Below are 11,183 nucleotides of genomic sequence, written 5' to 3'. Positions count from 1 at the left end.
CCGCCGCCTTGACCGCTTCCGACCACCATGCCGACGTCCGCCATGACGCCCCCCTCCACGCCGCCCCGGCGGCCCCGGCATCGCGCTGCCGCGTCCGCCCGCCGGCCCCGCGGCCGGCCGGGTCACCGGTAGAGGAGGTACCCCTCCCGCAGGGCGGCGAAGCGCGCCAGCCCGGCCGTCCAGTCGCCCACGATCTCATCCACGCCGGCCCCCGCGTCCACCATCGCGCGCACCCGGTCCGATCCCGTCAGCCGGTCGATCCAGTGGTCGGCCCGCCAGCCGAAGCCGCTCCACGTCCGCCGCGCGGTGACCAGCAGTCCGATTCCGGCCCGTACCGGGTCGAATGCCTCACGGTCGTGCACGATCAGCCGGACCCCGCCGCACACCTTCCCGGCGTGCTTGGAGAAGGACGGGGTGAAGTACGTCTCCCGGAACCAGACCCCGGGCAGCCCCAGCGCGTTCGCCGCCTCGGCCCACCGCCGGTCGACGCCCTCGGCGCCGACCACCTCGAAGGGGGTCGTCGTACCCCGCCCCTCGGACAGGTTCGTCCCCTCGAACAGGCAGGTGCCGGCGTACGCGAGAGCCGTGTCCGGAGTGGGCATGTTGGGGCTCGGCGGCACCCAGGGCAGCCCGGTCGCCCCGAAGAACGACTCCCGGCGCCATCCGGTCATCCGTACCGTCCTGAGCGTGACCGGCCTGTCCTTCAGGAACTCGCCGTTGAACAGGAGGGCCAGCTCCGCCGCCGTCATCCCGTGCGCGAGCGCGATCGGCTCCCGTCCCACGAAGCTCGCGTACGGCCGCTGGAGCACCGGTCCGGCGGCCCGCACCCCGCCCACCGGGTTGGGCCGGTCCAGGACCACCACCGCCTTGCCGGCCAGGGCGGCCGCGCGCATGCAGTCGTAGAGGGTCCAGATGTAGGTGTAGAAGCGCGCCCCGACGTCCTGGATGTCGAAGACCACCGTGTCCACGCCGGCCGCGGTGAACACGTCCGCGAGCTGCCGACCGCTCTTGTCGTACGTGTCGTACACGGGCAGCCCCGTCGCCGGGTCCCGGCCCGCGCCCTCCGAACCACCGGCCTGCGCGGTGCCCCGGAACCCGTGCTCCGGCCCGAACACGGCCACCAGGTCGACCCGTTCGTCCGCGTGCAGCACATCCACCAGGTGGCGCGCGTCGGCGGTGATCCCGGTGGGGTTGGTGACCACCCCGATCCGCTGCCCGGCCAGCGCCTCGTACCCGTCGGCGGCGAGCTGCTCGCACCCCGTCCGTACCCGCGCGCTCGCGCCGGTCGCCTTCGGGGAGTCCGGCGCCACCGCGCCCAGGCTCCCCATGGCCCCCACGGCTCCGGCCAGTCCCAGTACCCCGCGTCGCGACAGCGTCATCCGGACACGCTAGGCCGTCTCTTCCGGATCCTGCCTGACCCACGCCGCCCGGCACCACACCTCGCCGCGTTGTCGAGGCACCCGAGGACAGCCGGTAATCGGGAGCCCCTCCGCCTTGCGATGCACGGCACCGGACGACGCGGGATCAACCGGCAGGATCCGAAAGGGACTACCCAGGCCGCAGACCCCTTCCGTACCGACATACCGACTGGTTAGTCTGCCCCCGATCCGTCCGGATCGGATCGGATCCCCAGGGTCCGCCCGCATCCGTCGTCAGCGTCGAAGGGTGATCCACGTGAGCGCGTACCAGGACCAGCGAGTCGTCGTCACCGGAGCGGGCGGCGGCATCGGAGCCGCCCTCGCGCAACGCTTCGCCGCCGAGGGGGCCACGGTCGTGGTCAACGACCTCGACCCCGTGAAGGCCGCATCCGTCGCCGAGGGGATCGGCGACCGCGCGCTCGCGGTCCCCGGCGACGCCTCGACGATCGTGGACCGGGCCCGCGAGGCCCTCGGCGGGACCGTGGACGTCTACTGCGCCAACGCCGGCCTCGCCTCGGGCGGCGACGCCTTCGTGGACGAGGCCGTCTGGGAAGCGGCCTGGGACGTCAACGTCATGGCGCACGTGCGTGCCGCCCGCGCCCTGTTGCCGGACTGGCTGGAGCGGGGGAACGGCCGGTTCGTGTCCACCGTCTCCGCCGCCGGACTCCTCACCATGATCGGGGCCGCGCCGTACAGTGTCACCAAGCACGGTGCCCTCGCCTTCGCGGAATGGCTGTCGTTGACCTACCGCCACCGAGGCGTCCAGGTGCACGCCGTCTGCCCGCAGGGGGTTCGCACCGACATGCTGACCGCCGCGGGCTCGGCGGGCGAACTCGTCCTGGCGCCGACCGCGATCGAGCCGGAAGCGGTCGCGAACGCCCTGTTCGACGGCATGGAGAAGGGCCGGTTCTTGATCCTCCCGCACCCCGAGGTGGCCGACTACCACGTCGCACGGGCCACCGACCCGGACCGCTGGCTGACGAACATGAACCACCTCCAGCAGAAGTGGGAGACACGATGACCGGGCTCGCCCGCGAGACGACACCCGTGCCTGTCCCCGCACCCGCGCCCGTTCCCGCGGCTGAAACCGCTGCCCAGGCGACGCCCGCGACCGTCGCCGAGGACACGGCGCCCGACACGGCGCCCCGGCCCGTCCGCTACGCCGACCGGCCCTGGCTGGCTCGCCTCAGCGCCGCCCAACGGGCGCCCATCACGCCCCCGGTCAGCGTGCCGGCCGCCTTCCGGGCGGCCGTGGCCCGCGCCCCCGGACGTACCGCCCTCGCCTACTTCGACGGCCGGCTGGACTACGCCGAGGTCGACGCGCTCTCCGACTCGGTCGCCGGCCACCTCGCCTCGCGGGGCGTGGGGCGCGGCGACCGGGTCGCCGTGATGGTGCAGAACACCCCGCACTTCGTGCTCGCCGTGCTGGCCGCCTGGAAGGCCGGCGCGATCGTCGTCCCGCTCAACCCCATGTACAAGTCCGGCGAGGTCGGCCACATCCTGCGCGACTCCGGCGCCGTGGCCCTGGTCTGCGACGCCGGCGCCTGGACCGAGTACCTCCGCGAGAGCATCCGCGACACCGGTGTTCGCGTCGCGCTCACCGCCCGCGACCGGGACTTCCAGACGCGGAACGACCCACGGGTCCTGCCACCCGCCCCGCAAGCGGCCACAGAAGCGGCCGCGCAAGCGGCCCCGGCCCCCGACACGGACGCGTCGCCCGTCGAGGCCACCGACCTCACCGCCGTGGCCCGCCAAGGCCGGCCCGCCCCGCCCGACCCGTGCCTCACCGCTTCCGACACGGCGCTCATCAGCTACACCTCCGGGACCTCCGGCACCCCCAAGGGCGCCCTGAACCCACACGGCGCCCTCACCCACAACGCGACCCGCCAGGTCACCGGCCACCCCCTCCCCGAGGGCGCCGGCTACTTCGCCCTCGCCCCGCTCTTCCACATCACGGGCCTGGTCTGCGAACTCGCCGCCTGCTTCGTCAACGCCGGCACGCTCGTGCTCGCCCACCGCTTCGAATCCGGCGCCGTCCTCGACGCCTTCCTCGAACACCGCCCCGCCTACACCGTCGGCCCCGCCACCGCCTTCATGGCCCTGGCGGCCCACCCCGCCGCGACCCCCGACCACTTCGCCTCGTTCCGGGTGGTCTCCTCCGGCGGCGCCCCGCTCCCGCCGGCCCTCGTCGAGCGGCTGCGCGCCCGCTTCGGCTTCTACCTGCGCAACGGCTACGGGCTCACCGAGTGCACCGCGCCCTGCGCCTCCGTGCCCGTCCACCTCGAAGCCCCCGTGGACCCGCTCTCCGGCACCCTCTCCGTCGGCCTCCCGGGCGCGGACACCCTCGTACGCATCCTCGACGAGCAGGGCGCCGAGGTCCCGATCGGCGGGACGGGGGAGATCGCCGTCCGCGGCCCCCAGGTCGTCCCCGGCTACTGGGGGCTGCCCGAGGAGACCGCGAAGGCCTTCCCGGACGGCGAACTGCGCACCGGAGACGTCGGGTTCATGGACTCCGACGGTTGGCTGTACGTCGTCGACCGGAAGAAGGACATGATCAACGCGTCCGGCTTCAAGGTCTGGCCCCGCGAGGTCGAGGACGTGCTGTACACCCATCCCGACGTACACGAGGCGGCCGTGGTCGGGGTCCCCGATCCGTACCGGGGCGAAAGCGTGAAGGCCTACGTGAGCCTGCGCCCCGGAGCCCGCGTCGAGCCCGCCGAACTGTCCGCGTACTGCGCCGAGCGCATCGCCGCGTACAAGTACCCGAGGCAGGTGGAGATCCTGCCTGTCCTTCCCAAGACGAGCAGTGGCAAGATCCTGCGACGGGAACTGCGCGAACGCGGCTGAAAACAGTCGGACGGACGCACAACGTCGCCCCGCAACGGGCGAGGGATCAGGAAGGAAGGCGAGAGCCATGGCCGCCAAGACCACCACGGACTCCGAGGGCACCGGCGACGCACCGGTGCCGCAGCGACTGCTGGCCGTCGCCACCCGGCTGTTCGCCGAACGCGGCTACGACCGCACCTCCGTACAGGAGATCGTCGAGGCGGCCGGGGTCACCAAGGGGGCGCTTTACCACTACTTCGGGTCCAAGGACGACCTGCTGCACGAGGTGTACGCGCGGATGCTGCGCCTCCAGCAGCAGCGACTGGACGCGGTGGCCGATTCCGACGCGCCCGTGGAGGAGCGGCTGCGCGCCGCCGCCGCCGACGTGGTGGTCACCACCATCGAGAACCTCGACGACGCGATGATCTTCTTCCGGTCGATGCACCAGCTCAGCCCCGAGAAGTTCAAGCAGGTCCGGGCCGAGCGCCGGCGCTATCACGAGCGCTTCCGGGCACTGGTCGAGGAGGGACAGCGCACGGGGGTGTTCTCCACCGCGACACCCGCGGACCTGGTGGTGGACTACCACTTCGGTTCCGTGCACCACCTGTCCACCTGGTACCGGGAGGACGGCCCGCTCACGCCCCAGCAGGTCGCCGATCACCTCGCGGACCTGCTGCTGCGCGCGCTGCGCCCCTGAGGCCGGCGGGGAGCCCGCCCCTCACACCCGCCCCTCACCCCCGTACACGACGAACCGGCCCGCCCCCCGAGCCGCCCCTGGACGGGGCGGTCGAGGGGCGGACCGGTTCAGGTCTGCCGGTCACCCGTTACGGGGCCACCTTGAGCAGCTTGTTCGCGGTACCCGCCGACGGGTTGGTCACCGCGTCCGCGGTGGCCGCACCGGTCAGCGCGGCGGCCACCTCGGCCGGCGTCGCCGACGAGTGTCCCGCCAGGTAGACGGCCGCGGCACCGACCACGTGCGGGGTGGCCATGGAGGTGCCGGAGATCGTCTTGGTGCCGCTGTCACTGTCGTTCCAGTCGGACGTGATGTCCGAGCCCGGCGCGTACAGGTCCACCACGGAACCGAAGTTGGAGAAGTCCGACTGCGCGTCGTCGATGGTGCTCGACGCCACGGTGATCGCCTCCGGAACACGGGCGGGGGAGCCCTGCCCGGCGTCCGTCGACTCGTTGCCCGCCGCGACGGCGAACGTGACGCCCGAGGCGATCGAGCGCTTCACCGCCTCGTCGAGCGCCTCGTCCGCACCGCCGCCGAGGCTCATGTTGGCCACGGACGGACCCTTGTGGTTCTTGGTGACCCAGTCGATGCCCGCGACGACCTGTTCCGTCGAACCGGAACCGTTGTCGTCGAGCACCCGCACCGCGACCAGCTTCGCCTTCTTGGCGACGCCGTGCGACGTACCGGCGATGGTGCCGGCCACGTGCGTACCGTGACCGTTGCCGTCGTCGGCGCTGTCGTCGTTGTCCACCGCGTCGAAGCCGTGCGTGGCGCGGCCGCCGAAGTCCTTGTGGCTCACGCGTATGCCCGTGTCGATGACGTACGCGGTCACCCCCTCACCGGCGGTGTCGGGGTAGTCGTACTTCTTGTCTCCCGCCGTCTTGGCCTGGTCGATCCGGTCGAGCCCCCATGAAGGCGGGTTGTCCTGCGTGGCGTTGATGTGGAACTTCTTGTTCTGCACGACCTTGCCGACGGCGGGATCCGCCGCGAGTCGCTTGGCCTCGGTCTCGCTGAGGCCGGAGGCCGAGAAGCCGTTGACCCCGGAGGTGTAGGTGCGTTGCAGTTCGCCGCCGTACTTGTCGGCGAGCTGTCCCTTGTCCGCGGCCTCGTCGAGAATGACCACGTAACTTCCGCTGATCGCGCCGGGCGCGCCCAGTCCGTAGACCGTGCCCTCGGCCGGTGTCGCAGCCCCCGCGAACGGGGTCGCGAGCAGGGTCACGGCTGCCGCGGTGGCGGCTCCCGTGGCGACTGCCGCGTACCGGAAACCGCGCGAACGCTTGTGAGTTGCCATGTGGAGGGTTCTCCTCGTGTTGACGTGTGGGGCGTCAAACCTTCTGGAGAACCCTGTTCCGATTGACAGGCGCAAATCAAGATCGCACCCGCCTTCAGGGCTTATTCAACAAGGTTTCTTAAAAGACCCCCCGCATCGTCTTCACCGTGCACACATGTTCGCCAGAACTCCCGCACGAACACGTCACGTTCACGCCCGCCCCGCGTACTTCCTCAACTCCCGGTGAGCCAGGGAGCGCTGATGGACCTCGTCCGGACCGTCCGCCAACCGCAGCGTCCGCGCCGCCGCCCACAACTCGGCCAACGGGAAGTCCTGACTGACCCCGCCCGCGCCGTGCAGTTGCACCGCCTGGTCGAGGATCCCCACGACCGCCCGCGGCGTCGCGATCTTGATCGCCTGGATCTCGGTGTGCGCGCCCCGGTTGCCGACCGTGTCCATCAGCCAGGCCGTCTTCAACACCAGCAGCCGCAACTGCTCGACGGTGACCCGGGCGTCCGCGATCCAGTTCTGCACGACACCCTGCGAGGCCAATTCCTTGCCGAAGGCGGTACGTCCGCTCGCGCGCTCGCACATCAACTCGATGGCCCGCTCCGCCATCCCGATCAGCCGCATGCAGTGGTGGATCCGCCCCGGACCGAGCCGGGCCTGGGCGATGGCGAACCCCGAACCCTCCTCGCCGATCAGGTTCGCGGCCGGGACCCGCGCCCCGTGGAACACCACCTCGGCGTGCCCGCCGTGGTCGTGGTCGGCGTACCCGTACACCGTCATCGCGCGGCGGACCTCCACGCCCGGGGTGTCGCGCGGAACCAGGATCATCGACTGCTGGCGGCGGGGGTCGGCGCCGTCGGGGTCGGTCTTGCCCATGACGATGAAGATCTTGCAGTCCGGGTTCATCGCGCCGGAGATGTACCACTTGCGGCCCGTGACCACGTACTCGTCACCGCCGGCGGAACGCTCGATGCGGGTCTCGATGTTCGTGGCGTCCGAGGAGGCCACGTCGGGCTCGGTCATGGCGAACGCCGAACGGATCTCGCCCTCCAACAGCGGCTCCAGCCACCGCTTGCGCTGCTCCTCGTCGGCGAACTGGGCCAGCAGCTCCATGTTCCCGGTGTCCGGGGCGGCGCAGTTCGTCGCCATCGGCGCCAGGTGCGGGCTGCGGCCGGTGATCTCGGCGAGCGGGGCGTACTGGAGGTTGGTCAGCCCGGCGCCGTACCGCTCGCCGGGGAAGAAGAGGTTCCACAGGCCCTGGCGACGCGCCTCGGCCTTCAGTTCACCGAAGACGGCCGGGGTGTCCCAGGGCGAGGCCAGCCGCGCGCGCTGCTCGGCGGCGACGGCCTCCGCCGGGTACACGTACTCCTCCATGAACGCGTGCAGCCGTTGGCGGAGTTCCTCGGTCCGGGAGTCGAATGCGAAGTCCATGCGGGGTTCCTCAGCCTTCCTGGAGGGTGTGCAGACCGTGCTCGATGAAGACCGGGACCAGCTCGCCGATCCGGTCGAAGCCCGCTCCGACGGTCTGTCCGAGCGTGAAGCGGTAGTGGATGCCTTCGAGGATCACCGCGAGCTTGAACCAGGCGAAGGCGGTGTACCAGGCGATGGCGGAGGTGTCCCGACCCGAACGGGCGGCGTACCGCTCGATCAGTTCCGCGGGGGAGGGGTGGCCGGGTGCCCCGCTGGTCGTGCTGACGGGGGAGGCGGTCAGGCCCAGGTCCGAGCTGTACATCACCAGCAGCCCGAGGTCGGTCAGCGGATCGCCGAGCGTGGACATCTCCCAGTCCAGCACCGCCCGGATCGTGTCGTCCGGTCCGCCGATCAGGACGTTGTCGAGCCGGAAGTCACCGTGCACCACGGTGGGGGCGGGGGAGTCGGGCAGGGATCGGCCGAGCGCGCCGTGCAGTTCGTCGATCCCGGCGAGTTCCCGGCCGCGGGAGGCCGCGAGCTGCTTGCCCCACCGGCGCAACTGCCGGTCGAGGAAGCCCTCGGGGCGGCCGAAGTCACCCAGCCCCACGGCGTCCGGGTCCACGGCGTGCAGGTCGACGAGGGTGTCCACCAGGCCGAGCACGGCCCGTCGGGTGCGGTCGGGGCCGAGCACGGACAACTGCTCGGCCGTCCGGTACGGGACCCCGTCCACGTGCTCCATCACGTAGAACGGCGCGCCCAGCACCGACTCGTCCTCGCACAGGAGCACCGGCTCGGGCACCGGTACGGCCGTGCCGTGCAGGGCCGCGATCACGCGGTACTCGCGCCGCATGTCGTGGGCGGTCGCCAGCACGTGGCCGAGCGGCGGCCGGCGCACCACCCAGCGGGCGGACCCGTCGGTGACCGCGTACGTGAGGTTCGAGCGGCCTCCCTCGATGAGGCGGCCGGTGAGCGGCCCGGCCGCGAGACCGGGCAGCGCGGCGTCGAGATGGCCGCGCAGCCGCTCCGGATCGAGGCCCGGCGGGCCGGTCGGGGTCGGTTCTGGCGCTGGGGTCATGGTGCGCACCTCCGTACGGGATGGACGGTGACGGAACGGACGAGAGTCATCATGCCGACCAGTCGGTATGCCGTCCAGAGGGTACGCCGAAAGAAGCCCCGACACGCCGGGGCGCGTCGGGGTGGGGGGCGAGAGGCGTCGGGGCGGCCTGCCCGCTCGGATCAGGCGTGGCAGAGGATCGGGGTGCCGCCGTTCATCACCGTCATGTCCCGGAGCACGGCCACGATGTCCAGCGGGGCGCCCTCGGGCTCCCCGGACAGTTCCGCGTACGCCCGGTGCAGGTTCGCCACCAGTCGCTCGCTCTCCCGCCAGGCCGCGAACTCGCCCAGGTCCGCCCCGAGCGCGGTCTCCAGCGGGGTCAGCCCCTTCGCGCGCCCCTCCAGCGCGAGTTCGGCGACGTGACGCAGGTACCGTTCGGTGGCCTCGTACGCGGAGGGGTCGGTCAGCGGCCCGTGACCCGGGACGACGGTCTCCGCGTCGAGGGAGCGCAGCAGTTCCATGGCCCGCAACGAGCCGGAGAGCGAGCCCATCGCGAGGAACGGCGTGCCGCCCGAGAAGACCAGGTCGCCGGTGAACACCACCCGCTGTCCGGGCAGCCACACGAGCGAGTCTCCGGTGGTGTGGGCGACGCCCGGGTGGATGACCCGTACCTCGATGTCGCCCACGTGCAGGGTCGCCCGGTCGTTGTACGTGAGGTCGGGAGGGGTGATCGCGACGGCCCCGAAGTCGGTCGTCGGCCAGATCATCTCCAACTGGTGCCCGGCGGCGAGCTGCTCGGCCCGCGCGTTGTCGTGGCCGAGGATCAGCGCCTCCGGGGCGAAGACCTCGTTGCCGTAGGTGTGGTCGCCGTGGTGGTGGGTGTTCACGACCGTGCGCGGCATCGGTACCCCGGTCGCGGCGACGGCCTCCCGCAGGGCCAGGGCCCGGCGTCGGGTGGCCGCGGTGTCGACGAGGAGGGTCCGGCCGCCGTCGCTCACGAAGCCGGCGTTGTTCAGGCACCAGCCCCCGTCCGGTTGGACGTACGCGTGGACGCCGGTGGCGGGCTGGACGAGGTACGGCTCTTCGACGGTCATCTGCGTGCTCCCCGGGTCGTGTTGACAGGCGCTGGGCATCCTGCCGGCCGCGGTCGCGCGCGGGGAGGGCGGGGCGGTGGAGGCGGGGGAGACGGGCCGGCGACGGACCCCGCCCCCGACCGGGACTCGGGTCGGGGGCGGGTGGGCCGGCGGCGGTCCGGGGTCGCGGCCCGGGGAACGCGTCGGTCAGTGGTCGTCGTAGTGGTCGTCGTGCTCGGCGTGCCGGTGCCCGTCGTGCAGGTAGTCGACGTGGTTGCCGTGCCGGACGCTCTGGTGTCCGCAGTCCGCGCCGTGCGCGTGCGGGTGGGCCTCGTGGGTGATGTGCTCGTCCGTCTCGCACTCGTCCCAGTGGCCGGAGTGCTCCCGGTGCAGGTGGCCGTCGTGCGCGTAGTCGACGTGATCGCCGTGCTCGACCTCGGCGTGACCGCAGCCGGGGCCGTGCGCGTGCTTGTGCGTGGGGTGCTCGTGGTGCAGGGTCGTCATGGAGCCGAGGCTAGTGCGGATCATCCGGTATCACCCCTTTTGTACCGCTCGTGTCCCTGGCGTGTCCGCGCGGGAGCGCACCGAGCCGAGGGGGAGCGCACCAAGCAGAGGGGGAGCGCACCGAGCAGATCAGCCCTTCGTCGGATCGGAGGATCAGAGGATCACCGCGACCGCGAAGGCCGCCAGCGCCAACGTGCACAGCGTCGCCCCCGCCGCCGCGCGCGGCGCCAACCGCGGCGGACGGTGCGCCGCCAACGCGCGGATCCGTCGGTGCGCCACACCCAGGAACACCAGCCACAACAGCACGATCACCGCCGCCCCGGCCACCTCCACCGGGGATCCGGATCCGCGCAGCGCCTGGCGCAGTGCCAGGACCGCAGTCACCGAGCACGCCAGCGTCGTACGCCGCCACGCGAGCCGGGTCCGCTCCGGCTGGAGCCCGGCGTCACGGCCCTCGGCCGGGCTCGGACCCGGTCCGCTCACCGCGGGGCCGTCCAGCCCAACAGGACGACCGCCATCATCGCCACGGCCACCAGACCGACCCCCAGGCTGAGCACGACCGGGAACCGCGACAGCGGCAGGTCCTCGCCCCGCCGCATCGCCCGCTCGCACCGCGTCCAGTGGTTCACCGCCCGCAGGGCGCAGGCCGCGCCCACCGCCAGGAGCGCGAGGGCCATCCCGACCCGTACGCCCCACCGCAGGTCCGGCAGGAACTGGTCCACCGCGAATCCGCCGCCGACCAGTGCCAGCGCGGTGCGGATCCAGGCCAGGAAGGTCCGCTCGTTGGCGAGCGAGAACCGGTAGTCGGGGGTCTCGCCCTCGTCCCTCAGCCTCTCGGGTGCGAACCAGAGGCGCACGTCCTTGACGAAGTCGATCACCTGATCAA

11 protein-coding genes are annotated in these 11,183 nt (G+C 72.2%); 3 read left to right on the top strand and 8 right to left on the bottom strand.

Features of this window, described 5'->3' with window-relative positions:
- Window positions 1–122 precede the first annotated feature (122 nt).
- Entirely contained in the window at window positions 123–1,379 is a 1,257-nt protein-coding gene (locus ADK55_RS14730; protein ID WP_053678842.1) for an exo-beta-N-acetylmuramidase NamZ domain-containing protein, read from the bottom strand.
- Window positions 1,380–1,665: 286 nt separating this feature from the next.
- Between ADK55_RS14730 and ADK55_RS14725 the strand changes: the two genes are divergently transcribed.
- From ADK55_RS14725 to ADK55_RS14715, 3 genes are all read left to right on the top strand, one after another.
- Window positions 1,666–2,439 (top strand): SDR family oxidoreductase, encoded by a 774-nt coding sequence (locus tag ADK55_RS14725; protein WP_199826517.1) that lies wholly within the window; start codon window positions 1,666–1,668, stop codon window positions 2,437–2,439.
- Window positions 2,436–4,265: an AMP-binding protein gene (locus tag ADK55_RS14720; RefSeq protein WP_078998921.1), complete on the top strand. Its 1,830-nt coding sequence runs from the start codon at window positions 2,436–2,438 to the stop codon at window positions 4,263–4,265. The genes ADK55_RS14725 and ADK55_RS14720 overlap by 4 nt, the downstream gene beginning before the upstream one ends.
- Before the next feature lie 67 nt (window positions 4,266–4,332).
- On the top strand, window positions 4,333–4,941 hold the full coding sequence (locus ADK55_RS14715; protein ID WP_053678840.1) for a TetR/AcrR family transcriptional regulator: 609 nt from the start codon (window positions 4,333–4,335) through the stop codon (window positions 4,939–4,941).
- A 127-nt stretch (window positions 4,942–5,068) separates the two neighbouring features.
- On the opposite strand, the gene ADK55_RS14710 is transcribed toward ADK55_RS14715, so the two are convergent.
- The 7 genes from ADK55_RS14710 to ADK55_RS14680 form a co-directional block, all read right to left on the bottom strand.
- Window positions 5,069–6,268: a S8 family peptidase gene (locus tag ADK55_RS14710; RefSeq protein WP_053678838.1), complete on the bottom strand. Its 1,200-nt coding sequence runs from the start codon at window positions 6,266–6,268 to the stop codon at window positions 5,069–5,071.
- Between the two features lie 189 nt (window positions 6,269–6,457).
- Window positions 6,458–7,687, bottom strand: a complete 1,230-nt coding sequence (locus ADK55_RS14705) for an acyl-CoA dehydrogenase family protein (RefSeq protein WP_053678836.1) — start codon at window positions 7,685–7,687, stop codon at window positions 6,458–6,460.
- 10 nt (window positions 7,688–7,697) lie between these two features.
- Entirely contained in the window at window positions 7,698–8,741 is a 1,044-nt protein-coding gene (locus ADK55_RS14700) for a phosphotransferase family protein (RefSeq protein ID WP_053678834.1), read from the bottom strand.
- A gap of 161 nt (window positions 8,742–8,902) precedes the next feature.
- Window positions 8,903–9,814, bottom strand: a complete 912-nt coding sequence (locus ADK55_RS14695) for an MBL fold metallo-hydrolase (protein WP_053678832.1) — start codon at window positions 9,812–9,814, stop codon at window positions 8,903–8,905.
- A 186-nt stretch (window positions 9,815–10,000) separates the two neighbouring features.
- Window positions 10,001–10,297 (bottom strand): hypothetical protein, encoded by a 297-nt coding sequence (locus ADK55_RS14690; protein WP_053678830.1) that lies wholly within the window; start codon window positions 10,295–10,297, stop codon window positions 10,001–10,003.
- A 153-nt stretch (window positions 10,298–10,450) separates the two neighbouring features.
- Window positions 10,451–10,780: a DUF202 domain-containing protein gene (locus ADK55_RS14685; RefSeq protein ID WP_053678828.1), complete on the bottom strand. Its 330-nt coding sequence runs from the start codon at window positions 10,778–10,780 to the stop codon at window positions 10,451–10,453.
- Window positions 10,777–11,175, bottom strand: a complete 399-nt coding sequence (locus ADK55_RS14680; RefSeq protein WP_053678826.1) for a YidH family protein — start codon at window positions 11,173–11,175, stop codon at window positions 10,777–10,779. The genes ADK55_RS14685 and ADK55_RS14680 overlap by 4 nt, the downstream gene beginning before the upstream one ends.
- Window positions 11,176–11,183: the final 8 nt, after the last annotated feature.

Source organism: Streptomyces sp. WM4235, assembly GCF_001279725.1.
In the GTDB taxonomy this organism is placed as follows: Bacteria; Actinomycetota; Actinomycetes; order Streptomycetales; family Streptomycetaceae; genus Streptomyces.
This window is presented reverse-complemented; position numbering and strand designations above follow the sequence as displayed.

Coding starts and splice junctions, on each gene's coding strand:
- ADK55_RS14710 (WP_053678838.1), bottom strand. CDS start 6,268: ATGGCAACTCACAAGCGTTCGCGCGGTTTCCGGTACGCGGCAGTCGCC.
- ADK55_RS14720 (WP_078998921.1), top strand. CDS start 2,436: ATGACCGGGCTCGCCCGCGAGACGACACCCGTGCCTGTCCCCGCACCC.
- ADK55_RS14705 (WP_053678836.1), bottom strand. CDS start 7,687: ATGGACTTCGCATTCGACTCCCGGACCGAGGAACTCCGCCAACGGCTG.
- ADK55_RS14700 (WP_053678834.1), bottom strand. CDS start 8,741: ATGACCCCAGCGCCAGAACCGACCCCGACCGGCCCGCCGGGCCTCGAT.
- ADK55_RS14695 (WP_053678832.1), bottom strand. CDS start 9,814: ATGACCGTCGAAGAGCCGTACCTCGTCCAGCCCGCCACCGGCGTCCAC.
- ADK55_RS14715 (WP_053678840.1), top strand. CDS start 4,333: ATGGCCGCCAAGACCACCACGGACTCCGAGGGCACCGGCGACGCACCG.
- ADK55_RS14690 (WP_053678830.1), bottom strand. CDS start 10,297: ATGACGACCCTGCACCACGAGCACCCCACGCACAAGCACGCGCACGGC.
- ADK55_RS14730 (WP_053678842.1), bottom strand. CDS start 1,379: ATGACGCTGTCGCGACGCGGGGTACTGGGACTGGCCGGAGCCGTGGGG.